General features: G+C 41.8%; 14 protein-coding genes, 2 tRNA genes and 3 rRNA genes. 5 read left to right on the top strand and 14 right to left on the bottom strand.

Features of this window, described 5'->3' with window-relative positions; all coding sequences use genetic code 11:
* Positions 1-23 precede the first annotated feature (23 nt).
* The 4 genes from PQ461_RS04695 to mnmL form a co-directional block, all read right to left on the bottom strand.
* Complete coding sequence (locus PQ461_RS04695; RefSeq protein WP_274208484.1) at positions 24-1,316, bottom strand: acetylxylan esterase; 1,293 nt, start codon at positions 1,314-1,316, stop codon at positions 24-26.
* Between the two features lie 53 nt (positions 1,317-1,369).
* Entirely contained in the window at positions 1,370-2,236 is an 867-nt protein-coding gene (locus PQ461_RS04690; RefSeq protein WP_274208483.1) for a hypothetical protein, read from the bottom strand.
* Positions 2,237-2,303: 67 nt separating this feature from the next.
* Positions 2,304-3,458, bottom strand: coding sequence for an acyltransferase family protein (locus PQ461_RS04685; protein ID WP_274303982.1), 1,155 nt, complete (start codon positions 3,456-3,458; stop codon positions 2,304-2,306).
* 110 nt (positions 3,459-3,568) lie between these two features.
* The gene (gene mnmL / locus PQ461_RS04680) at positions 3,569-4,516 is read right to left on the bottom strand and encodes a tRNA modification radical SAM protein MnmL/YtqA (RefSeq protein ID WP_443192789.1); all 948 of its coding nucleotides are present in this window, start codon (positions 4,514-4,516) and stop codon (positions 3,569-3,571) included.
* A 158-nt stretch (positions 4,517-4,674) separates the two neighbouring features.
* Between mnmL and PQ461_RS04675 the strand changes: the two genes are divergently transcribed.
* Together PQ461_RS04675 and PQ461_RS04670 are read left to right on the top strand one after the other, a co-directional pair.
* Entirely contained in the window at positions 4,675-8,502 is a 3,828-nt protein-coding gene (locus PQ461_RS04675) for a methylmalonyl-CoA mutase family protein (RefSeq protein WP_274208481.1), read from the top strand.
* 27 nt (positions 8,503-8,529) lie between these two features.
* Positions 8,530-9,096, top strand: coding sequence for a pentapeptide repeat-containing protein (locus tag PQ461_RS04670; protein WP_274208480.1), 567 nt, complete (start codon positions 8,530-8,532; stop codon positions 9,094-9,096).
* Between the two features lie 3 nt (positions 9,097-9,099).
* Here the strand turns inward: PQ461_RS04670 and PQ461_RS04665 are convergent, their stop codons facing one another.
* From PQ461_RS04665 to PQ461_RS04650, 4 genes are read right to left on the bottom strand one after another with little or no spacing between them, the layout of a single operon-like run.
* A complete protein-coding gene (locus PQ461_RS04665) occupies positions 9,100-10,656 on the bottom strand; it encodes a hypothetical protein (protein WP_274208479.1) in 1,557 nt (518 codons plus the stop codon).
* Positions 10,653-12,572 (bottom strand): glycosyltransferase family 2 protein, encoded by a 1,920-nt coding sequence (locus tag PQ461_RS04660; protein ID WP_274208478.1) that lies wholly within the window; start codon positions 12,570-12,572, stop codon positions 10,653-10,655. Before PQ461_RS04660 ends, PQ461_RS04665 begins: the two co-directional genes overlap by 4 nt.
* A gap of 21 nt (positions 12,573-12,593) precedes the next feature.
* Entirely contained in the window at positions 12,594-14,687 is a 2,094-nt protein-coding gene (locus PQ461_RS04655; protein WP_274208477.1) for a cellulose biosynthesis cyclic di-GMP-binding regulatory protein BcsB, read from the bottom strand.
* Between the two features lie 8 nt (positions 14,688-14,695).
* On the bottom strand, positions 14,696-16,048 hold the full coding sequence (locus tag PQ461_RS04650) for a sensor histidine kinase (RefSeq protein ID WP_274208476.1): 1,353 nt from the start codon (positions 16,046-16,048) through the stop codon (positions 14,696-14,698).
* A gap of 56 nt (positions 16,049-16,104) precedes the next feature.
* Between PQ461_RS04650 and PQ461_RS04645 the strand changes: the two genes are divergently transcribed.
* A complete protein-coding gene (locus PQ461_RS04645) occupies positions 16,105-17,253 on the top strand; it encodes a glycoside hydrolase family 5 protein (RefSeq protein WP_274208475.1) in 1,149 nt (382 codons plus the stop codon).
* A gap of 62 nt (positions 17,254-17,315) precedes the next feature.
* A complete protein-coding gene (locus PQ461_RS04640) occupies positions 17,316-18,296 on the top strand; it encodes an acyl-ACP desaturase (RefSeq protein WP_274208474.1) in 981 nt (326 codons plus the stop codon).
* Here PQ461_RS04640 and PQ461_RS04635 read toward each other — a convergent pair.
* Complete coding sequence (locus tag PQ461_RS04635) at positions 18,293-18,622, bottom strand: hypothetical protein (protein ID WP_274208473.1); 330 nt, start codon at positions 18,620-18,622, stop codon at positions 18,293-18,295. The two genes, PQ461_RS04640 and PQ461_RS04635, sit on opposite strands and share 4 nt — an antisense overlap.
* 90 nt (positions 18,623-18,712) lie before the next feature.
* Here PQ461_RS04635 and PQ461_RS04630 point away from each other — a divergent pair, with 90 nt between their 5' ends.
* The gene (locus PQ461_RS04630) at positions 18,713-19,732 is read left to right on the top strand and encodes an aldo/keto reductase (RefSeq protein ID WP_274208472.1); all 1,020 of its coding nucleotides are present in this window, start codon (positions 18,713-18,715) and stop codon (positions 19,730-19,732) included.
* 175 nt (positions 19,733-19,907) lie between these two features.
* On the opposite strand, the gene rrf is transcribed toward PQ461_RS04630, so the two are convergent.
* The 5 genes from rrf to PQ461_RS04605 form a co-directional block, all read right to left on the bottom strand.
* Positions 19,908-20,019: ribosomal RNA gene (rrf, locus tag PQ461_RS04625) — 5S ribosomal RNA — on the bottom strand.
* A 185-nt stretch (positions 20,020-20,204) separates the two neighbouring features.
* Positions 20,205-23,081, bottom strand: a 23S ribosomal RNA gene (locus PQ461_RS04620).
* Positions 23,082-23,335: 254 nt separating this feature from the next.
* Positions 23,336-23,409 (bottom strand) — tRNA-Ala (locus tag PQ461_RS04615).
* Between the two features lie 88 nt (positions 23,410-23,497).
* Positions 23,498-23,572, bottom strand: a tRNA-Ile gene (locus PQ461_RS04610).
* Between the two features lie 332 nt (positions 23,573-23,904).
* Positions 23,905-25,425 (bottom strand): 16S ribosomal RNA (locus tag PQ461_RS04605).
* The 16S, 23S and 5S rRNA genes sit together here with 2 tRNA genes alongside, the layout of an rRNA operon.
* Positions 25,426-26,111: the final 686 nt, after the last annotated feature.

Below are 26,111 nucleotides of genomic sequence, written 5' to 3'. Positions count from 1 at the left end.
GTTAACACGCACAGCGATACAATTTAAAACAAACCAAACTGATCCATCATCCATTTACTCAGGTATGAATAAATCTCAGGCGGTACTTCGTGTGCAAGTTCAGGATAAACGAACAATTTATAGTTATTCTTCAAATTGCCCAGCATTACATATTCGTTATAAGCAGGTGCAAGGTTATCGAGCAATCCGATACCTATAAGCGCTTTACACTGCAGGTTGGGTGCAAAGTTTTTAAGGTCATAGTAATCAAGCGTATTAAGTATGCGGTCTAATCCCACACGCCTTTCACGCCCGTATTTAACAAAGCTTTTCATCGGCCACTCTTTACTGCCTACCAAAGAGCGGTAATCACAAAAAACAGGATTATTAGCCGAGCATAGCTTAATACGTTTATCAAGGCTGCTCACTGCAATTGAAAGATAACCACCCATACTTGCCCCAGAACACAGGATATTATCCTGGTCAAAATCCGGCCTTGAGGCAATGTAATCTACAGCACGCATGCAATCCATGATCACCCCCCGATAGATATACTTCCACTTACTCTCCACGCCGACACTTACGTATGCTTCTTCCGTGGGGTTAATTCTATCGCGGCTGTTACCTACCCCCCTTACGTTAATAGCAAGTACGGCAAGGTCAGATGTACCGTAAATTGGTTTTACCCCGCGCGGCCCATAACCTGGCAGTACCAGCCAAACGGCAAGTTTATCTTTAATTTTGTGCTCTTTAGGAATAGTCAACCAACCCCGGATCACTACGTTTCCGTAAGAATGCAATTCGACCAGATAGCAACTGATCCCATCCCGCTCCATAGAAGGCTGTAAAGTAACTTTAGCCTGCATTGGGGTGCGCGCAAGTGTATCAATGGTTGTTTGCCAAAAGCCGTCAAAATCGCCCGGCTTGGCAAAGTCAGATTTAATTTTTTTAGGGTCTACGGCAAAAACGCGGCGAATGGTATCGTCATAGTCCGTAACGTTAACCGTGATATTTAGCTTGTACATACCCGCTGATTGCGAAGGCATTCGCAAGCTGATTGACTTTTTACCGTTCTTATCAAGTTTTACATGAACCGAATCCTGTTTCAGTACCTGATCTTTCCATGAATAGATGGTGTAGCCTACATTTCCTTTTTGATCATTATTGGTATTGTTCTTTAATTCAACATCATAAACAATCCTTTCACCCGAACCAAAGATTGCCTCTTTTTTTGCTGGTTTGGCTGTAAAAACTATATCATCTTCAAAAATGGCAGTTATTCTTTTAGCTTTTCCGTCAGGAAGTGTGTGTGCTGTTACTATTGTAGAAACAAGCATTATAATTGCAAACACATATACCTTTGTAGTAATTATCCTGTTGTACATTCAGCTTAGAACTTATTAATAAATGACAAAGAAAAATTACTGCCTATACCTGTGTTACGGCCAGCCACAAACTGGTTGTAACCTACAAAAACTGAAAAGTCTTTGGTAAAAGTATGACCCGCGCTAATTGAGGCTTGAACGTAAGAGAAATCTTTATTGGCAGCCAGGTTATTATCAAACTGCTTATAATCACTATGAGAATAAACGCCGTTGCCTGAAAAAGCCAACTGGTTTTTAGGATCGAGGTTGATACCGAATGATGCTGTACCGCGTAATTGTTGCGGGCCAGTGCTTGACGAATACTGACGCCCGCCAAGCTCAACGGTATAATAAAAACTTTTGCTGGCACTTAATTTCCCGCTGCCAGAGCCTATTATCTTCACATCGGTACCAAATGCCTGATATCCTAAGTTTTTATCAGCAGTATTTGTATACAGCGGCACAACAATGGTACCCTGTACAGCCAGGTAAAATTTAAACTTAATGTTCGTAATATAAATGCGTCCGCCTATCTCTGCATCACCCAATCCGCTTACAGTCGATTTTAAACCTGAGTTAGTAAAGGTGTTGGATACATAAGGTATCGAGGTAACAATAGTTACCACACGGCTGGCGCCAAACTCGCCATATAAATACATACTCAATGAGCGGAAATAGCCGTTGTCATCATATTGCTGTTTGCGGCCATTCTCATCCCATTTCTGGTCTGCATTAAAATAAGTACCGGTTAATGATAACAGAACCTTTCCCGGACGCACAGGCCATGCCCCGGCATTAGCGTTGCTGATACCACATGAAACAACAATGAGCGTAATAATTAAAAATTTGCAATAATGGCCGAATGGGTAACTGGATGTAAATTTATGATGCATATGTTCAAATAAAACTGACCGTATATAGCTATTACGATGCCGAAAAAAGCAACTGCATTAAAGTTAACTATTTTGAGCTTTTAATTAAAAAGTTAGACTTACGTATATAATGATTAAGCGGCTCTTCAATTGTTTTAAATAGTAATACCGACAGGGCGTTTAATATGATAAAAGCATACAAAATATTCAGGCTATCGTATTCAAAAGGCGAATGCCAGTCTACCCCCCACTTGTCATACCATTCAAAAACTTTATCGTTCAGCTGGTTCATCCAGTTGTGGATATAGTGATAGATATATCCCAGGTGAATAAGATAGAATATGTACGAGCTTTTGCCCAATAATTCTACAAATGGATTGGCCAGCACCTTCTTTAAAACTGTTGTTTCTGTAAGCAGTCCGTAGAAAAACAATGCGATGGACATGGCCAGTAAATAGTTATTGGTAACAATACCAAGCGGATGTTGTAAGCCTGCATTCCATCCTTTTGGAACCGGCAACAACGACATAATGAACGGGCAAACAAATATGAATAAGAACCCGATGTAGGTTAAAGGCAGGCTATTGGTACGTGAGAAACCTTTTCTTTGTACATACAAGGCCAATTGAATGCCGGCAAAAAATTCAAAACACCGACCCAGAAATGTATACAACATCATGAAGGTAAAGTTGCCGAAGAAGCCGTACCAGTTCACATTTCGGAATATAATTACCAGCAAAGCACCGAACCCAGTGATCAACAAAGGCTGTATGTAAAACTTTTTATACTTCTTCGCAAAGAGAAATATAAAGGGGGCAGAAAAGTAAAAACATTCTTCCACCGTAAGCGACCATCCTTGTGCAATACCCGTAAATTTAAGATCATTAAAAAAACCACGAACAAAGGTGATGTTCATCAGCATTAAGGTGAAAGGATAAGGAAAATCCGCCGTGATGCTTACATCACCTGTAGAATAAAAATAAACGAATGCCCCAATGGTGATCAGGAAGTACATTGGATAAATGCGCGCAACCCTGTTTTTGAGGTATTGCCTGAACCAATCTTTAGTTAAATGAAAATTATTATAATATCTGAAAGCAATTAAAAAACCTGATAGCACAAAGAAGATGGTTACCCCAATGTGGAATTCCTGGAAAAATCTTTTCACAAAGTGGGGAAAAGATTCATCAAATGTGTAATCGTAATGGGATATAAAAACAAGATACGCCGCTAAAGCACGCACACCAGTTAAAGCGGGAATATAGTTTTGTTGTAAGCGTTGAGACAAAGCCGGTAATATGTTTACTGTTAAGTACCGAAAAGTACAAACTAAATACCAGTAATTTAAATTAATTACAATGCAGAACCTTGAACCACCCCACGCTCAATAATGCGCTTATCAATAAAATGCTGAATTTCTGATTTTTTAAGGTCCCAGTTAGGCGCAATCAGTAGTTCCCAGTCAGAAATACCGAATAACCGTTGAATTACGACATCCGGCCTTACTAAAGGCAAAAGTTCACATAGGAAATCTGCATATTCTTCCAGGCTAAACAATTTAAAAGGCTCGCGTTTGTATTTTACGCCCATTACAGAGCCTTCAACAATATGCAGGTGATGAAACTTTACAAACTTGATTTGTTCATGGCGGTTAATTTCATCAGCATATTTCAACATCATTTCTTTGGTTTCCCACGGAAAGCCGAAGATGGTATGCACACAAATATCAAGTTTGCTATTTTTTACCAGGGCAAGCGCTTTCAGCAAATCATCATGTGAGCATCCCCGATTGATCTGGTTCAGCGTATCGTTATAAATGGATTCCATCCCCATCTCCAAATCAACATCAAACCTGTCGGTATAACTTTCAAGCAGGGCAATCTTTTCGGCATCAATACAATCGGGCCTGGTACCTACCGATAGACCTACAATATGTTCAGTATTGATACTCAACGCCTCGTCATACAGCATTTTAAGGTAATGCGCAGGTGCATAAGTATTGGTATTAGGCTGAAAATAGATGATAAATTTATCGGCCTTGTTGCCTTTGCGGGCACGCTCCATACCCTGTATCACCTGCTCGCGCAGGGAAGGGTTTTTACGGGAAACAGATGGCGTAAACGAATCCACATTGCAATAGGTGCAGCCGCCATAGCCTTTTGAGCCATCGCGGTTTGGGCAGGTAAAACCACCATCAACAATAACTTTAAACACCCGCTGGCCGTTGTATTTTTGCCTTAACCAAGGGCCGTAATTGTTGTAGCCTTTCTCCCATTGCGCCGTTGCCGAATCCGTTAACATCATATTAACCACAAAGATACAGTTTTAATCCGGCTAAGGTTATCTTGCATAAACTGATTACAATTTGATTACCGCATACCGTGCTGTAACATTTACTATGCAAGCATAGTATTAACATTAGTAATTATTAGATTTGCCTTACCGGTTATAAAATTTGCATGGAAAACATCACAGTATACAAGCCTAAGCACAAGGTTCGATTTGTAACAGCTGCCTCATTGTTTGACGGCCATGATGCTACGATAAACATTATGCGACGCATCTTACAATCTTCAGGTGCAGAAGTGATACATCTTGGCCATAACCGGTCTGTTGAAGAGGTGGTGACTTGTGCTATACAGGAAGATGTGCAGGGCATAGCCATGACATCATACCAGGGCGGGCATATCGAGTATTTTAAATATATGTTCGACCTGCTAAAAGAACGCGGTGCCGGGCACATTAAAATATTTGGTGGTGGCGGTGGTGTTATCCTGCCGGATGAGATTGAAGAACTACAGCAATATGGTATTGCTAAAATATTTTCACCGGATGATGGCCGCCGTATGGGTTTGCAAGGCATGATCAACAGTATGCTGGAGCAATGCGACTTTGAAACTAAAACCAGCCTTAATGGCGAATTGAAACATCTGCCCGAGAAGGATAATAAAGCCATTGCCCAACTGATTACGCTTGCCGAAAATCATCCGGAGCAATTTAGAGCCTCATTAAAAGCTCCCTCTCTTTTGGAGAGGGCTGCGGGTGAGGCCATTCCGGTTCTGGGTATAACTGGTACGGGCGGTGCAGGTAAATCATCCTTAGTTGATGAAATTGTACGCCGCTTTTTGGCAGAGACGGATAAAACATTGGCCATTATATCAGTCGATCCTTCAAAACGTAAAACCGGCGGTGCCTTATTAGGTGACCGCATCCGCATGAATGCGATCAACAGCCCAAGGATTTACATGCGTTCCTTAGCGACAAGGCAGGCTAACCTCGCACTGTCTGGATATGTACAGGAGTCAATAGACATTTGCAAAGCAGCGGGTTTTGATCTCATAATTGTGGAGACATCGGGCATTGGCCAAAGCGATACCATGATTACGGACTACTGCGACGTGGCCTTATATGTAATGACACCGGAATTCGGCGCAGCCACTCAACTCGAGAAAATCGACATGCTCGACTTTGCAGATTTAGTAGCCATTAACAAGTTTGACAAACGCGGCGCATTAGATGCTATACGCGATGTTAGGCGGCAGTATAAACGTAACCACATGCTTTTTGATGCCAGGGATGAAGACATGCCGGTTTATGGCACCATGGCATCGCAATTTAACGACCCGGGCATGAACAGTCTTTTTGATGCACTGATGAAAGTGATCAAAGAAAAAACTGGAATTGCGTTTAACCCGGTAGTGCCGACTGATGTGGAAGAACCGGAAAAAAGTTACGTTATTCCGCCTGACCGGATCAGGTACCTGGCAGAAATTGCCGAAAGCAGTACAGCTTATAACAATTGGGTTAACGAACAATGCAAAATTGCTCAGCAGCTGTACCAGTTGCAAGGCAGCATCAGCCTTTCGCAAAACTTCTCAAAAGGAGAAGATTTTACTGCCGGGCTTCAGGACATATACAACCAACTTGAAGAACATTTGCATCCTGATTGCAAGCGTTTGTTAAAAGAATGGCCCGATACCTTGCTCAGATACAAAGCAGATAACTTTATATACAGAGTACGTGATAAAGAAATAAAACAACCGTTGTTCACCACTTCATTATCACAGTTGCGTATTCCGAAAGTGGCATTGCCAAAATACGAAGCCTGGGGAGATATTTTACGCTGGCTGTTAACAGAAAATGTCCCAGGTGAGTTTCCTTATGCGGCAGGTGTATTCCCGTTAAAACGCGATGGCGAAGACCCTACCCGTATGTTTGCCGGTGAGGGCGGACCAGAGCGTACCAATAAACGTTTTCACTATGTATCGCTTGGCCAACCCGCACACCGCTTATCCACTGCTTTTGATTCGGTTACGCTTTATGGTGAAGACCCGCATACGCGTCCAGATATTTATGGCAAGATCGGCAATTCAGGGGTAAGCATTGCCACACTTGATGATGCTAAGAAGCTTTACTCAGGCTTCGACTTGTGCAGTCCGTCAACTTCGGTATCCATGACCATTAACGGCCCTGCCCCTATGCTACTCGGCTTTTTTATGAATGCCGCGATAGACCAGCAATGCGAGAAATACATCATCGAAAACAAACTTGAACATTTGGTAGAAGCTAAGTTTAAAGAGTTGTACGATGATAATGGATTGGCAAGGCCGGGATATAGTGCCTCACCCCAGCCCTCTCCAAAGGAGAGGGAGCTAAATCAGCATTATGGATATGAAACTGCTGACTTAAAGTTTTGGGAGATACTGAAAAACAACTCCAAATTAAACCGACAAAACCCAACAGAGGCCGAAAAAACTTTGTGGGCAAATCTTAGAAATAATCAAACAGGATTTAAAATAAGACGGCAGCATGCTGTTGATGGTTATATCGCTGATTTTATTTGCTTAGGAAAAGGGCTGATTATTGAAGTTGATGGTGGTTATCACGAGTATACAAAAGAACAGGATGAGATCAGAACCAAAATTCTTAAAGAAAAAGGATTTGATGTAATCAGATTCAATAATGAAGATGTGCTTAACAATACAAAGCAGGTTGTAGAAAAAATCACAAATCAACTCAACCAGCAACCGGAAAGAAAAGTCCTCTCCTTTGGAGAGGATTTAGGTGAGGCTCTTCTTCCTGAAGGGAATAACGGGCTTGGCCTTATGTTGCTGGGCTTAACCGGCGACCAGGTACTGCCAGCTGATGTATATCAAAAAATTAAAGCTTATGCTATAAGCACCGTGCGTGGCACCGTACAGGCAGATATTTTGAAAGAAGACCAGGCGCAGAACACTTGTATATTTTCTACAGAATTTGCCTTAAGGATGATGGGCGACATCCAGCAATATTTTATCGATGAAAAAGTTCGCAACTTTTATTCTGTCTCCATTTCGGGCTATCACATTGCCGAAGCCGGTGCCAACCCTATAACACAGCTGGCATTTACGCTTGCTAATGGGTTTACTTATGTAGAATATTATTTGAGCCGGGGCATGCACATTGATGACTTTGCCCCTAACCTTTCTTTCTTTTTCTCTAATGGCATTGATCCAGAATATGCTGTCATCGGTAGGGTGGCTCGCCGTATATGGGCAAAGGCCATTAAAAATAAATATAAAGGCAACGACAGATCCCAGAAACTGAAATACCATATCCAAACAAGCGGACGGTCATTGCACGCGCAGGAAATTGATTTTAACGATATCCGCACTACGCTGCAAGCGCTTTACGCTATATATGACAACTGCAACTCGCTGCACACTAATGCCTATGATGAAGCTATTACCACACCAACCGAAGAATCGGTAAGGCGGGCAATGGCTATTCAATTAATTATTAACCGCGAATTGGGATTAGCCAAAAATGAGAACCCTATTCAAGGGGCATTTATCATTGAAGAGCTGACCGATTTGGTTGAGGAAGCTGTACTAACAGAATTTAAGCGCATTAATGACCGCGGCGGTGTTTTAGGTGCAATGGAAACCATGTACCAGCGTAGTAAAATACAAGAGGAGTCGCTTTATTATGAAACCCTTAAACATACGGGCGAATATCCGATCATTGGTGTAAACACTTTCCTTAACAAAAAAGGTTCACCAACTTTAATACCGGCCGAAGTGATACGAGCTACAGAAGAAGAAAAGCAATACCAGATTGCTGCGCTCGAAGCATTTCAACAGCGCAATGCAGATAAAGCTCCTGCTATGCTTAAAAACCTTCAACACTCGGCAACTAGTGGCGAAAACATTTTTCAACAACTGATGGAAGCTTGCAAGTACTGTTCTTTAGGGCAGATCTCACATGCCCTATACCAAGTCGGCGGGCAATACCGAAGGAATATGTAATTCAAACCTGTTTGTTAGCTTTGCTTTATGCAGATCATCGAAGATAAAAGCTTCACAAAAGTTACGGTTGAAGAGATCAGGAAACAAGGGGCGCAGTTTGAGAATTGCTCTTTTATATATTGCGATTTAAGAACTGCACATTTATCGAATCTGGTATTTATTGATTGCCATTTTAAAGATTGTTATATGGCAAGCTGCTCGCTTCAAAATACCGGCTTGCAAAACGTAAAGTTTACCGATTGCAATTTAACAGGTGCAGACTTTAGCAAAACACGCGATTTTTTGTTTGAAGCGCACTTTGATAACTGTGTACTTGATAACACCATATTTTACAGCCGGAAGAACAAAGGCGCAAAATATATTAACTGTTCATGCAAAGAGGTTGATTTTACACAAGCCGATCTTACCAATGCCGTGTTTGATAACTGCAACCTGCACCGTGCCATATTTGATAATACCAACCTAAAAGGAGCCGATTTCACAACCTCATACAATTATATCGTTGATCCGGACAGGAACATAGTCAAAAAAACTAAGTTCTCTGTACATGGCTTGCCTGGGTTACTCACCAGGTACGATATTGTAATTAAGTAAGGGCTATAAAATCTGGTAAAGTATCCAGTTATCGGTTTCAAATACCTTACGCAAGCTTACGTTACTGTTAGCTTGTTTAAACAGCACCACATACTTCACATTTAATTCTGTATAACTGTTAGCCGGGTTTTTGCCGCTTGCAATTAAAACATAACGGTCATATTTGTGGGGGGCTTCAATTGCGCTTAAATATTCGTTTTGATAAGGCAGGGTAAGTGCGCGTATATCACTAACAAAGCTGGCAATGGGGTAAGCAATAGCATCATCAACCAGTACATGTGATGTTATAGGCAGGCTGTTAATGTAATTGGCTACACTGCGTATTTCATCCTGGTTATCTATCACCTTTTTGTGCATCAAACTCGAGATAAAGTTACGTTCTTCCAAAATAGCAGAATTATTCATGATCTCATAACCTGTATAGATCGACAAAATGAAAAACACGCCTAAAACGATCTTAAACACGCCCTCATTGCGTATGCTTTGCACCTTGGTTACAATGCATAAGATGGACAGTACCAGAAACGAAAGATAATACTGCTGGGCTATAAAAATCTTTCCGTACTTTATTTTTAAAAACTCAATGAATAAAAAAGGTGTAATCAGCGTTAAAATTTGATATGTATTATCTTTAAACAGATAAAGCGCTACAAGTATCAAAGGGAAGTATATCAATACACGTACAGAGATAAGTATAGATATTTCGGGCAGGCGATGGTTCTCTGTATCCTGCAAAGTACTGTAATCTATTTTTTCGGCTAATACATTCCAGTTTGCATATGGGCTGTCCGTAAAATAGTTAAGGTCATTGGCGTGTGTAAGGTTAAGTATCTTATATATTAATACAGATGCCAACGGCAATACAAAAAGTATGATAAAAATAGCGGTAGACTTACTGATCAGCTTACGCCTTAGCGAGGGATTGTTAAAACTTAAAAACAATCTGAAAATTGATTCCTTTTCGCCCAGGTTAAGGGTATGAAGTGAAATAGATAATACCAGCGGAATAAAGAAAAGTGTAAGCCAAACAAACTTATAATCACAAAAAATAAGTATTACAAGGCAAATACTTGCAATTGAAATATGGAAGGTAGTGTTTGAATTGTAAAACTTAAATACGTTGAGAAAAAACAGGTAAAGAAAAATCATCACCATATAGGTGGACTTGCCCGAACAGGCCATGTACAATATCCCCGGATGCAGCAAAAACAAACACAGGATAGCAATAATATAAAACTCGTCGCCCGACCGTTTTAAAAGTGTGTTACAAATAATGTAAAACAAGATGGCAGTACCTATGGCCGAGGCGAGTATAGGTGCAAGCGAATAGTTAATAATGGTAAAAAAGAAAGTACCGTAAAAAGGCAGCAGCGGGGTTGTTAAACCCATTACTTTCAACCTGTTACCTACACCCTCAAATACGATTTTCCCCTTTTCAATTAAAAAAAGTTCTTCTTTATTGAAATACCCCAGCTTTACCAGATATACACTACAAATGATATAGAATGACGCCAGTACAAACGTCAGGAAAAGTAAGTATAGGTTTTTTGACCTGATCATTTCACAACATTAACCGAGTTATTTACCTTACTTAAACCATGATTGGTTTTTTCCCAGTAAAAAGGCTTAATAATTAGCTGGTATAACCCTTTATAGGCAGCAATAGAGTGCATTAACCAATATACCGGATTAGCAACTGCAAATAAGATAAGTTCGTAAAAACGGCGTTTAAACACGGCCATCATATTTACGTAGATCATTAAGATATTGCCAATTAGCAGGTTAAATATCGAGATGAACAATACCCAATCCGGAAATAATAACCTGATAGATTTAAGGTCAAATACCAGGTAGGCAATAAACACGCTTAATAAAAATGGGTATAGCAGAAATGTGGCCGGAGTTGCGCCGATAAAGAAATTAAATCCTAAAAAGCCTTTCCAACCTACTTTTTGCCATAACTTAACCGGGTTGCGCATGTGTACAAGGTACGTTTGCATATACCCCTTTATCCAACGTGAGCGCTGGCGTATCCAGTTAAATGGCTCGTTATTGGCTTCTTCGTAAGTGGTTGAATTTACAATAGCAATTTTATAACCTTTTGCGTAAGCACGCACGCCCAAATCCGCATCTTCAGTTACGTTAAACGGATCCCACGCGCCAAGTTCTACCAGGTTATCCAGTTTAAAATGGTTGCTGGTACCACCAAGCGGAATAGGAATATCCAGGGTATCAAGCCCCGGAAGCATGTAATCAAACCAGTATGAATATTCAAGTGTAAACATCCTTGTCAGGAAGTTTTCATTTCTGTTAAAGTAATTAAGCGCGCATTGGATACAAATAAAGTGTTCGGGCAGCTTATTAAACATGGCAACTACCTTTTTTAACTGGTCGGTATCCGGGATATCTTCTGCATCATAAATGGTGAGGTACTGCCCGCGCGAAAAGTGCAATCCATAATTACAGGCCTTCGGTTTGGTTTTAGGCATATGGTATGGCACCACTATCACCTCAAATATGGCCGGGAAATCCAGGTTACGCACTGCATTCAATGTCTTATCGTCATCCTCCTCAATCAACAGCTTAATATCCAGTTGCTCGCGCGGATAATCAAGGCTTTGCAGGTTCCATATCAGCTTCTTAATTAACTTATCTTCCTTATAAACCGGTAAATGGATCGTATAAATCGGCAGTTCGTCATTCTTTACTGATTTAACTTCTTCTTTAGTTACGGCCTGATGCAGCTCAAACCTGGAACCAACAAGTGCCAAAAACAATTTGAACGTAATGGCAATAAGAAATATAGAGCTTATAATTACATTGATGATGATAGACGTTAGCGTAAAACTGACGACCAGACAGGTAACCACAAAGGCGATGGTCCCAAAAATAAACATCAGTTGTGCATTGGTAAAGGTAACCAGAGCAGAACTTTCCGGGTCTCGGTTCAGCAACTCAAAAACAGCCGACTTTACATATTTAGTGCCGATAAGCTTGTGGCTCAACCAGGTAATATCCAGGTCAGACGCAACAATTATTTCAGGCTCACAATCATAAGTAAGGCGCACAAAGTCAATGAACAATTCATCACTCGGGTTAGCCATTAAGGTAACTATCTTACCGTTTTCCTTACGCAGCGGCAATGCCAGGTGTTCATCAGCAAACTTCAGGTCTACCTTGTTAAGTATCTCCATGTCATAAGCTTCTTCGCGTATTTGCTTAAAAACATGGCCTGCATGGGTTAATGAGCGTTCGTAATTTTTACGGGATATATAGCCGAAGTTGAGCAGTATCTTTACAAAAGACAAACCTGATCTTTGAGAGAAAGCATTGATCTTCTCTATATCGGCATAGGTAATAAAACCATCCTTCACCAACAGATCAGGTATAGGCCATTTATTAAACGACAGGTCTACATCCTGCTGTTCATCATAATAGCTTTTGCTATCTGTTACTTCGCTCAATTCTTCCGGCATTACCTAACGGTTTATCTTTGCTTACTCGTTAATAATTTCCTGCGACTTCTGTACTTTGAACCTTACATACAAGAATGCGATAAGTATAAGAATCAGAATACCTAATAAGATATACAGGTTATAGTTTTCCCAGAACTTTGCAAGCGAGCTTTTAGTATCAATGTACTCCAGGTTTTCGCTTGATTTGCTGATGTTAAACAGATATTTATTATTGTTTACGTCAGCAATACATACGTTACTTGACAGCGTTGATAACTGTTCGGTAATTGAACGCGAAGCAGCCAGAAACGCATTTGCCAGGTTTTTACCGGTAGCAGTTAACACCAGGCAGGCATTGTTGCTGCGGCCGTAAAATATCTGAGCCAAGCCATTTGAAACCGAATCAGAAACGGTATATACTACTTCGTTGTTATTGTTGTTATACAGCCTGAAATCATGATTAAATTTTATAGGTGCATCCGGAAATTCTTCGATCAAAGGATCATTACGAGAGAGCAGCGCAACTATATTATACTTTTTCAGGTCGCTTTTGTTATTCCGTATCTCATCAGAGTAAACAAACTCAGGGAAATTATTTGAATTGATGTTGTTGTTCAACTCATAAATAATTTCGCCCATTGCACCTGCTGCATAGCGTGCATAATCGCGGCTTACAACAATACGGGTAGAGCTCGAGTTAAATGCCTCGGGATATTGATAAAAACTCAGATCATTGGTAATAAATGGATTTTTAGATTCCAGGTATGATTTGTCTACATCAATTTCGGCAAAGAAGTTAGTAAAGCTGTTGGTACAGTTACCACTATTAGGATAAAACCTGAACTCGGCAATCAGCGTGTTATACTTATGATGCTGATAACGGTTAATGGTAACCGCAGTATTAAGTTTACCGGATGCGTCCAGCTTTTCGCTGCTGATCAGCATACCGTTAAGATAGATATTGAAATATCCGCGGTCATTTAAATTTAAGGCGCTGTAATTGGCTATAAACCTAATCTCAACCTCTTTAGGGGTAAAGCTAAAATCACTGTTCTTAAAGTTATAAACGCTTTTTAACGATCCAACACCCGATATAAAGTTGGTTAAACCACCTATCTGGCGTAGCGTAAGTTTTGACCGGTTCTCGTCAATAGTTTTAAAGAAGTTATTGGACGCGCTATTCACCAGCAGGTAATCGCCAAAGGTAGAATTAAGGATGTTCATGTTACCCAATGCGGTAACCGTTTTTTCATACCCTTGGTCATCTCCTCCGGTAATAAATAAGATCTCCTGCGGCATCTGGTGCGTTTGTATAGAACGCGTAGGCACCATTTGTCCATTTACGGTAATTAAGTTGGTTACCGTATCGGTAAGGTTAACAACAGATTTATGCAAGTAAAACAAGCCTTGTCCGCTCGCAGGGTTAATGCGGATCAGGGCGCGCCTGTTAGCCGGCAATTGGCTAATGTTACCTACCATTATATAATTGATAACAGAATCAGGAACATGGTCGGCCTGTATTACCTGGATGTTTTTTACGTCTGATTTTTTTAGACGGGCATAAGCCCATGCAACCGCTTTTAAATCATGTAATGATGGATTAACAGGATATACAATTGCTCTTTTTGATTCAAAGCAGTTTGATATGTTTACATTATTAAAGAAATTGGTATTGCTGCGGTTAAGCGCCAGATACGAATAACCTTTAATTTTCAACCACATGGCCGGATTGTCCAGATCGCGGCATTTATCATCAGATATTTGCAACAAGGTACGCACCTGTAATTTAAGGTAACGCCGATCAGGAGATAGATCATTCCTGCTAAGGTTTAGCGTTATTTTTTGAAGAGAATCTTTTGTAAGCCGGCTGCTGTAAACCGGGTTATCATTGATCAGTACATTGATGAATGATTTATCCTTAAGCAGCGCCTGTGACGGTTCGAAGTATAGCACCAGTTTACTGCCATTCATTTCCATATAAGGATCTATGCGGATATAGTAAGAACTGGAGCCGCTCATCCCGTTTATGGCGTCATCATCACGACCAAGCGATTTAAAGGTAATAACCGTTTGCTGTGCTGAAGCTGCTTTAATTAATAATACTATAAAAAACAGAAATGATAAAAATTTCTTCATCGGTTGTATTAATTGATCACGTTAAATTCTACTCTGAAATAATTGCCGTTATAATCGCTTCTGTAACTAAGCTCGCCCCCCATCTCCTGGGTCATTAATTTGGCAATGGATAAACCTAAACCAAGGCGGCTACCGGTAGCATTTTCGCTGGTGGCATCATTTAATGTCCTCAGTTTACCAAACATACCATCCAGTTCTTCCTGCCCAATAGCAATCCCCTCATCTATAATCTCAAAAACAAACTTCTGCCGTTGCAGGCTGGTTGCTATTTTTATGCTGTTGTTGGTTTGGGAAAACTTAATGGCGTTTGACATTAGGTTTTGAAAAACCTGCCCTGCAAAAACCTTATCCAACCTAACGTTTAAAGGCAGTTTCAGGATATTATCCACTAAGGTAATATTTTTCATCTGAGCTGTTTCTATCAGCCCTTTATATACATAGCGTACTTCAGCATTAATATCAAAAATTTCAAAGTTGAACTTGATCTCCGGCGATTCAATCTCCTTTACATCCATCAACTTGTTCAGCATATATTGCATCTTATCTGCCGAATCTGAAATATATTGTAAAAACTCTTTTTGATCGGTGCTGAGGCGGTATTCTTCTTCCTTAATCATACCCGTGCTCATGATCACCGATCCGATCAGGTTTTTTAAATCATGGCCGGCAATATTAATAAAGCTGTTCTTTTGCTCATCAAGCTTACGCAGTTTATCATACTGCATATCGATAATATTATTTTTCTCGATGATATCTTTATTCTGCTCCTTTAATTGCTGGTTTGATTTTTCGATAAGTATCTGCGACTTCACATCGCGTTCGGCTACCTTATACCTCGAACTTACAATTAAGCATGAAATTACGCTTGTAATAAAAAAGTACTGACCACCGTTGCTAATGAAAAGATCCAGCGTATACTGGGACGAGATGTTAAAGAACAAAGTAAGCAATACTATTGCAAAAACTACCTGTACTACAGAATTAACCGGCTCCCAGTATACCTGCAGGTTAAAAAACAAGATAATTGCAGAATAGATAAGAAAATAAACGGTTAGCTCCTGAATGTTAACAATGGTGCAAAGTATAGCCGCAGGTATGGAGAGTAATATAAATGCTATATGCAGCAAAATGCGATAATCAAACTTACGGGTTTGGAAAACACTGTACAAACCCATTATGATCAGAACAATAATGATACGTGCAATCAAAAACTGTATCCAGATATCGCCAGCATAAATAAAATCTACTATGCTTAATAAAGGATAAAGAAAGATAATTGTCCAAATGATATTGTTAGTCTGGTACCATGCTTTCTTATTGCTTTCTTTAGCAAATTCTTCTTTATTTATTTGAACAAACATTGATTAGTGGCTGGTATTATATCGATTTACAGAGCAAAATTGCGTGTTTAAGTTAAATGAAAAAAACCTATTTTAAAACATTTGCCTGTAATGGCTTTAAAGTACTCCGGTATATGGCAGTGCTTTTAATTGTCTTTCAAATAAGTGCAGGCCATACATCTGCAAAAACTAATCCAATGGCTATCGAAAGGGTCATTGCGTTTAAGCGGGCAGCGCAATTAAACAATGGGATCAGCATATCATGGCTGGAACAAACATGGAATAATAATGCTTTAAAAGCAAGGCCGGTTAATGCTTCAGATTTTGTATTACTTAAAAAGTTAGGCTTTAAAAGTATAAGGTTACCTGTTGCCTTTGAATACTACTACACTCAGAAAATAGCACTGTCAAAAGTATTTACGCAGGTAGACTGGGTGCTTAACCAATGTAAGATGCAGGGTTTAAAACTGATTATAGATTACCATTATGGCAAAATAGACGATAACAACTACATACTGGCTACAAACACTGCTGTAAGCCTATGGAAACAGATTTCATTACATTATCTTAAAGAAGATCCCAATCAATTAATGTATGAAATTTATAATGAACCGCCTCCGATGAATCCACAACTTTGGAAAGATGCCGCTTACAATATATGTATAGCAATACGGCAAATAGACAAAAGCAAAACCCTGCTTATAGGGGCATCAAATTATAATAGTATTTATGAATTGAGCCGCTTTGTACGATTGGCTGATGAGAACATTATTTATAGTTTCCATTTTTATGAACCTTTTATTTTTACACACCAGGGTGCAGAATGGGTAGGCAACCAGGTAGCAACAACAGGGGTTCCTTTTCCATATGATGGGAAAAAAATTCCCCAACTAAATTTTAAAGCAAAAGGAACATGGGGCGAAACAAACTATTATAAATATAATAAGGACGGCAATGCACAGGCCTTATTTGATAAGTTATCTATTGTAAACAACTGGGCTCAAAAATATAATGTCCCCATCATTTGTTCAGAATATGGCGTATATAACAAATATGCCGACCCTGATAGCCGTTGTAACTATATAAAGACTATGCGTACTACATTGAAATCGCTAAAAATACCCGGGATATTGTGGGATTATAACACTAATTTTTCCATCTTTGCAGGCAAACCATCTATAGCAAGTTTACCCCTATGCATGCACGAGGCTTTATTGAACAAATAATAGCAACTGAAAATAACTTTAGCAACATTAAAACTAGTACTTTTACAATCTGTTTATAGATTATGAGATTTTTTGCCGAGCAGCGAAGCGAAGTAATGAAGCATATTGAAAAATACATGCTTGAAAACATGTTTGAGTTTTTAAAGCCTGTAGAAGACATGTGGCAACCAGCCGACCTGCTTCCTGATGCGTCACGTGACTCGTTTTTTAACGAAATAAAGGAACTTCAGGATAGTGCACGAGGCCTCTCCTATGATCTTATTGCAGTATTGATCGGTGATACCATTACCGAAGAAGCTTTACCAACTTATGAATCATGGTTAACCATGGTTGAAGGCGTATCTAAAGATGAAGCCGGTGGTTGGATGAAATGGACCCGCTACTGGAGCGCTGAAGAAAATCGTCACGGGGATTTGCTTAACAAATATCTTTATCTTTCAGGACGTGTTGATATGCGCGCTATGGAAGTATCTACCCAATATCTTATTGCCGATGGCTTTGATATTGGCACGGGTACAGATCCATACCGAAACTTTATTTACACTTCCTTCCAGGAAATGGCTACCAACGTTTCGCACAGGCGTGTTGCTGCTCAGGCTAAAAAATATGGCGATACACTACTTGCAAAAATGTGTGGTGTAATTGCATCAGACGAAGCACGACATGCCAAAGCCTATAAAGCATTTATATCAAAAATATTTGAAGTTGACCCAAGCGAGGCCATGATCGCTTTTGAAGATATGATGCGCAAAAAGATTGTAATGCCTGCGCACTTTCTTCGTGAAGTAGGTTTAAAGATTGGCCAAACATTTGGGCATTTTACTGATGCAGCGCAACGCCTCGGTATCTACACTGCTATAGATTATGTTGACATCCTAAAACAGCTGATTGAAGAATGGCATATCGAAAGTATGCCTGATCTTAATGATGCCGGTGAAAAAGCAAGGGACTATATTGTAAAGCTTCCAGACCGTTTACTACGTGTTGCCGATCGTATGAAAAATCCGATGCTTGAGTATAAGTTTACCTGGATCAACAGCTAAGATTCTTCTCCGATATATTTGATTTGATCTCTTCCCGGAAACTCGAGAAACAGGTTGTTTAAAATATCTTCGAGCGTTAGCACATTTACATCATCTGTGTAATGCTCGGATTTTATTACGTTCATTTCTGTGCCCTTGATTTCAAATCTGAACAGAAAGCCGTCATACAATCCGGTGTTATATATTTCTACCCCCTCATCATTTATTCGCGTATCGAAGGCTAATTCCAACTGCCTTTGCTTTTGAAACAGTGGGTTTAACTTCTCATCAAGAAACTGTTTCAATTCTGTTAATGATACCGGCCTCGTTGTATTAATAATTTTCATACATTTTATTACAAGAGTATACAATCAATTGTTTGACGGCCTTTTAACACTTGCGATAAAACCACTATAATTGATAAACGTTTTTATCATATGCAATACAAATTATTAGGACGCTCTGGGCTTAAAGTTTCAGAGCTTTGTTTAGGTACAATGGGCTTTGGAACAGAAGGCGGCTGGGGTGCCGACCAGGAAACCAGCTTCGCCATCATGGATAAATTTACTGAAGCTGGCGGTAACTTTATAGATACGGCAAATATTTATAAGTTAGGAACCAGTGAAAAGATAATCGGTGATTATATAAGCAATCATGATCGTGACTATTTTGTTGTGGCAACAAAATATACTTTGAAAGATAACGCGACTAACCCGAATGCATCTGGCAACAATCGCAAAAACATGATGCGTAGCGTTGAGCAAAGCCTTAAACGACTAAAGACTGATTTTATAGATGTGTTGTACCTGCATATTTGGGATGACATTACACCCATCGACGAAGTATTGCGTGGGCTGGATGACCTTATAAAACAAGGAAAAGTTAATTATGCGGCTATAAGCGATACACCGGCATGGGTTGTAGCAAAAGGGAACACACTTGCAGAACCTATGGGTTGGAGCCAGTTCATTGCTTTACAGGTAGAATATAGCCTTATACAACGCACGCCAGAGCGGGAACTAATCCCGATGGCTAAACATTTCGGCATGACGGTTACTCCATGGGCACCATTGGCAGGCGGCGCACTTACTGGTAAGTATCTGCGTGGGGAACAAGGGCGGGTAAAAGCTGAAAGCAACAGACGTAATGAAAATAGCGAACGCATTACACGTGAGGTAATGACCATTGCTGAAGAATTAAACTGTACACCTGCCCATGTGGCTTTAAAATGGATGATGCAGCAAAACTTCTCCTGCATACCAATAGTCGGTGCTACTAAAGTTGATCAGTTACAAGATAATTTAAGAACGATAGATGTAACGCTATCCACAGATCAACTAAAACGTTTAGATAATGCCAGCAATATAAGCCTTGGTTTCCCCGGAGACTTTTTTAAGGAAGAAGCTGTCAGAACTAATTCCTTTGGCGGCTTTTACGATAAAGTAGAGAAACGTTAGATACATGATATAAAGCGCCCTTAAGCGCTTTTTTGTGCTCAGAGAATACAGAGAAGTTTGAAACTAACATTTTCCCCCAGTGCTTAAACGCAAAAAAGCCCTGTTCTTTAGGAACAAGGCTTTAAGTTTTGCTGCCCGATTAGGGGCATTGAGTGCCCGAAAGGGCTTTAAAAAAGGTTGGCGCCGACCTACTCTTCCACGTTTTACCGCAGTACCATCGGCTCTGGCGGGCTTAACTTCTCTGTTCGGAATGGGAAGAGGTGGACACCGCCGATATAGGCACCTGAATATTTTTAGTTATTAGTCATTGGTCATTAGTGCATTCGTCATTGACTGACTTACGGACTTTGCTGACTTTTCTGACTCATTAACTTGACATATTATTGAAAGAAGTAGTTGAAGCTGAGAGAACAACAGCTTATTTGTTGTTTTGATGGTGGTGTGACCGGAAAGGTCACACCACTTATCTGTTGCGAAGAAAGCTTCGGGCGATTAGTATTACTCGGCTATGATGTCACCACCTTTACACCTGTAACCTATCAACGTGGTAGTCTACCACAACCCTATAAGGAAGTCTCATCTCGTGGCTAGTTTCGCACTTAGATGCTTTCAGCGCTTATCTATTCCCAACGTAGCTACTCTGCAGTACAGCTGGCGCCATAACAGATTCACCAGAGGTTAGTCCAACCCGGTCCTCTCGTACTAAGGTCAGCCCCACTCAAACTTCCAACGCCCACAACAGATAGGGACCGAACTGTCTCGCGACGTTCTGAACCCAGCTCGCGTGCCACTTTAATCGGCGAACAGCCGAACCCTTGGGACCTTCTCCAGCCCCAGGATGTGACGAGCCGACATCGAGGTGCCAAACCTCCCCGTCGATATGAGCTCTTGGGGGAGATCAGCCTGTTATCCCCAGCGTACCTTTTATCCTTTGAGCGATGGCCCTTCCATGCAGAACCACCGGATCACTATATCCGTCTTTCGACCCAGCTCGGCTTGTCTGCCTCACTGTCAAGCAAGCTTTTGCTATTGCACTCCGCGTACGGTTACCAAGCGTACTGAGCTTACCTTTGAAAGCCTCCGTTACCTTTTTGGAGGCGACCACCCCAGTCAAACTACCCGCCAAACAATGTCCCCCGCTTTGCAGGGTTAGACACCAAATACAGAAAGGGTGGTATTTCAACGTTGACTAACTGACTCCTAGCGAAGCCAGATCACAGTCTCCCACCTATCCTACACATCCTGTATCCGATATCAATGTTAAGTTGTAGTGAAGGTGCATGGGGTCTTTCCGTCCCGTTGCGGGTAACCGGCGTCTTCACCGATACCACAATTTCACCGAGCTCATGGCTGAGACAGCGCCCAGATCGTTACACCATTCGTGCAGGTCGGAACTTACCCGACAAGGAATTTCGCTACCTTAGGACCGTTATAGTTACGGCCGCCGTTTACCGGGGCTTCGATTCAATGCTTCGCCTTGCGACTAACATCCCCTCTTAACCTTCCGGCACCGGGCAGGTGTCAGGCCTTATACGTCATCTTTCGATTTTGCAAAGCCATGTGTTTTTGTTAAACAGTCGCCTGGGCCTTTTCACTGCGGCTGCATTTCTGCAGCGCCCCTTCTCCCGAAGTTACAGGGCCATTTTGCCGAGTTCCTTAGCCATGATTCACTCGAGCACCTTAGGATCCTCTCCTCGACTACCTGTGTCGGTTTACGGTACGGGTTTTTATGACCTGAAGCTTAGCAGGTTTTCTTGGAAGTCTGATTACCATCACTATCCACTCCCCCGAAGGTTTGCGGTACTATCAGCTTTCAGCAGAACTCACGTACTTTACTATGTGTCCTATACCTACGGCCTTTAACGTTCTATTCCGTCAGAACGCGGATGTGTCACTACTCCGTCACTGCATCGCAGTCATAAAAAGTACTGGAATATTAACCAGTTGTCCATCGGAATCTCCACCCGGATTATCCTTAGGCCCCGACTAACCCTGATCCGATTAGCGTTGATCAGGAAACCTTAGTCTTTCGGTGGGCGGGTTTCTCTCCCGCCTTATCGTTACTTATGCCTACATTTGCTTTTCTATAACCTCCACAGCAGCTTACGCTACTGCTTCGCCGGCGATAGAATGCTCCCCTACCAGTGTATTATTCATACAATCCATAGCTTCGGTATACCATTTAATGCCCGTTTATTATCCATGCCCGGCCGCTCGACTAGTGAGCTGTTACGCACTCTTTAAATGAATGGCTGCTTCCAAGCCAACATCCTAGCTGTCTGTGCAGCCGGACCTCGTTAGTTCAACTTAATGGTAATTTGGGGACCTTAGCTGATGGTCTGGGTTCTTTCCCTCTCGGCCCTGGACCTTAGCACCCAGAGCCTCACTGCAGCGTATATTATCAAGCATTCGGAGTTTATCTGGATTTGGTAGGATTTGACTCCCCCGCACCCAATTAGTAGCTCTACCTCTTAATAACTTTACCGCCACGCTGTTCCTAAAAACATTTCGGGGAGTACGAGCTATTTCCCAGTTTGATTAGCCTTTCACCCCTACCCACAACTCATCCGGAAGCTTTTCAACGCTTATCGGTTCGGTCCTCCAGTACGTGTTACCGCACCTTCAACCTGGTCATGGGTAGATCACAAGGTTTCGCGTCTACCTCCTCTGACTGCACGCCCTATTCAGACTCGCTTTCGCTTCGGCTTCGTGCCTTAAACACTTAACCTTGCCAGAGAAGAGTAACTCGTAGGCTCATTATGCAAAAGGCACGCCGTCATCCGTTGCCAGACTCCGACCGCTTGTAAGCACACAGTTTCAGGTTCTATTTCACTCCCCTGTTCGGGGTTCTTTTCACCTTTCCTTCACAGTACTAGTTCACTATCGGTCTCTCAGTAGTATTTAGCCTTACCGGATGGTGCCGGCAGATTCCCACAAGGCGTCTCCGACCTCGCAGTACTCAGGATCCCACTAAGTCAATATTACTTACGCTTACGCAGCTCTCATGCTCTTTGGCGGGGTTTCCCACCCCCTTCAGCTTCATTTTATTGTACTATGTCGTGGTCCTACAACCCCAGGTATGCCGTAACATAACTGGTTTGGGCTCCTTCCCTTTCGCTCGCCACTACTCAGGAAATCACTATTGTTTTCTCTTCCTCCGCTTACTTAGATGTTTCAGTTCAGCGGGTTAGCGCATTTGCGATCATTCTTCAAATGATCAGGTTTCCCCATTCGGAAATCTCCGGATTAAGTCTTATTTGCAAATCCCCGGAGCTTATCGCAGCTTATCACGTCCTTCTTCGCCTCTGAGAGCCAAGGCATCCCCTGTGTGCCCTTTCTTACTTTCTTCTACGCATACCGCTTTTGCTCGGTATGGTATGTCTTTATTTGATTCTTGTTATCTGTTGTCTGTTTCCTGTTAACGGTATTGCTACCCAACTGTCAACTCGCAACTCGTAACTGTCCTCTACTGTTGTTTTCTCAGTTTATTCAATTACTTCTTCCAATATGTCAAAGAACTTTTTTAAGCTTATGTGCTGAAAGTCTAAAGCTTAAAGCTTTTAAGGGCTTTGTGCTTTTCGCTTTCTGCTTTCCGCTTAAGCGTGGAGAATAACGGATTCGAACCGTTGACCCCCTGCGTGCAAGGCAGGTGCTCTAGCCAGCTGAGCTAATTCCCCAGTTATGATGTCTGTTGCCGGTTGCCGGTTATCTGTTGCCAGTACTTTTTACTTTCAACTTTTAACTCTTTACCTTTAACTCACCCTGTAGTCTCGAGCAGATTTGAACTGCTGACCCCTACATTATCAGTGTAGTGCTCTAACCAAACTGAGCTACGAGACTTTCTTTTGCAGTTCCGAGTTGTGAGTTCCGAGTTCCGAGTCAGCTTCGCTGTGCTAACTGCTAACTCTTCTTTCTATCGCTCCAAACGCTTTGCTGCCGATCTTGTCTTGTGCCTTACTTTTTCAGTTAGTTCACATTCCCTGATGGCTTCATCTTCTGGGTTTCTCTTTTCAGAGTAGCAAGTACCAAGTATATCGTAGCAAGATCTTCTCTTGTTTCCTATCTCTTGTTTCTTGTCTCTGTCTTTTCTCTTTTATAATAAATAAGATAACATGTAACGAGGCTTTTCCTAATTCCTGTCGTTTGACTGATAGTTTGGGATACTGCTCCAGAAAGGAGGTATTCCAGCCACACCTTCCGGTACGGCTACCTTGTTACGACTTAGCCCCAGTTACCGATTTTACCCTAGGACGCTCCTTGCGGTTACGCACTTCAGGTACTCCCAGCTTCCATGGCTTGACGGGCGGTGTGTACAAGGCCCGGGAACGTATTCACCGCGTCATTGCTGATACGCGATTACTAGCGAATCCAACTTCACGGGGTCGAGTTGCAGACCCCGATCCGAACTGTGAACAGCTTTTTGAGATTGGCTTCCTGTTGCCAGGTCGCTGCCCTCTGTACTGCCCATTGTAGCACGTGTGTAGCCCCGGACGTAAGGGCCATGATGACTTGACGTCGTCCCCTCCTTCCTCTCTACTTGCGTAGGCAGTCTGTTTAGAGTCCCCACCTTAAATGCTGGCAACTAAACATAGGGGTTGCGCTCGTTGCGGGACTTAACCCAACACCTCACGGCACGAGCTGACGACAGCCATGCAGCACCTAGTTTCGTGTCCCGAAGGACTGATACGTCTCTGTATCATTCACTAACTTTCAAGCCCGGGTAAGGTTCCTCGCGTATCATCGAATTAAACCACATGCTCCTCCGCTTGTGCGGGCCCCCGTCAATTCCTTTGAGTTTCACCCTTGCGGGCGTACTCCCCAGGTGGAATACTTAACGCTTTCGCTTAGACGCTGACCGTATATCGCCAACATCGAGTATTCATCGTTTAGGGCGTGGACTACCAGGGTATCTAATCCTGTTTGATCCCCACGCTTTCGTGCCTCAGCGTCAATCGCACTTTAGTAAGCTGCCTTCGCAATCGGTGTTCTGTGACATATCTATGCATTTCACCGCTACTTGTCACATTCCGCCTACCTCAGCTGCATTCAAGCTCATCAGTATCAAAGGCACTCCGATAGTTAAGCTACCGCCTTTCACCTCTGACTTAACAAGCCGCCTACGCACCCTTTAAACCCAATAAATCCGGATAACGCTTGGATCCTCCGTATTACCGCGGCTGCTGGCACGGAGTTAGCCGATCCTTATTCTTACCGTACATTCAGCTTCTCACACGTGAAAAGGTTTATTCCGGTACAAAAGCAGTTTACAACCCGTAGGGCCGTCTTCCTGCACGCGGCATGGCTGGTTCAGACTTCCGTCCATTGACCAATATTCCTTACTGCTGCCTCCCGTAGGAGTCTGGTCCGTGTCTCAGTACCAGTGTGGGGGGCCATCCTCTCAGATCCCCTAGACATCATGGCCATGGTGAGCCGTTACCTCACCATCTAGCTAATGTCCCGCATGCCCATCTTTATCCTATAAATATTTGATCATTGAACGATGCCGTTCTGTGATTTTATGCGGTGTTAATCTCTCTTTCGAGAGGCTATCCCCCTGATAAAGGTAGGTTACATACGTGTTACGCACCCGTGCGCCACTCTCATGAAGAGCAAGCTCCTCAATCCCGTCCGACTTGCATGTATTAGGCCTGCCGCTAGCGTTCATCCTGAGCCAGGATCAAACTCTCCATTGTAAAATGTTTTGTTTGTATCCAGACCCTATTACTCAAAATAGAAATCTGTATTTGAAGGCGAAAGTTTTTGAGCTTAAAGCTTAAAGGTAATCCTTTCTGCTTTTCGCTTTTGTCTTTCAACCTTATTGTATCTTTATACAGTATCCCTATCAGTTTAGATTTAATTAAATTAAATTGACTTTCTTTTAGGTTGATAACTTGGTTACAAGTTACCCGCTTCGCTACATGTTATTATCTTATTTAAAGAACTTTGCGCCGCCGCTCACGCTTAGGCTTCTTATGTTGGGCTTCGAGCTGCCAGTTTTCAGTGGCCGGTTATCTGTTGTCCGTATGAACTTTCAACTCGTAACTTTCCGCTTTCAACTAACCGCTTTCTGCTTACTTTCTCTTTTCATTTCCGATCCGGAGTCGCTCCGTTTCGTTTGGGACTGCAAAGGTAGAAGTCTTTTTCTTTTCTCCAAAATTTATTTGAACTTTTTTTTTCAAACTTTCTTCTGGTTACTCCCAGCTTCAGCTTCCTCCAAAATCAGCCTTAACTTATTCGTTTCCGCCTTTTTTCGCTTTCTCCGCCGTAGCTTCCTTCCCGCTTTTCAATACATTCCCGCTCCCGTTCGGAGCGGCTGCAAAGGTGATCATTTTTTTCTATTCTCACAAGTACCTACAAAAGTTTTTTTTTGCTTTTGTGA

This window comes from Mucilaginibacter sp. KACC 22063, assembly GCF_028736115.1.
In the GTDB taxonomy this organism is placed as follows: Bacteria; Bacteroidota; Bacteroidia; order Sphingobacteriales; family Sphingobacteriaceae; genus Mucilaginibacter.
This window is presented reverse-complemented; position numbering and strand designations above follow the sequence as displayed.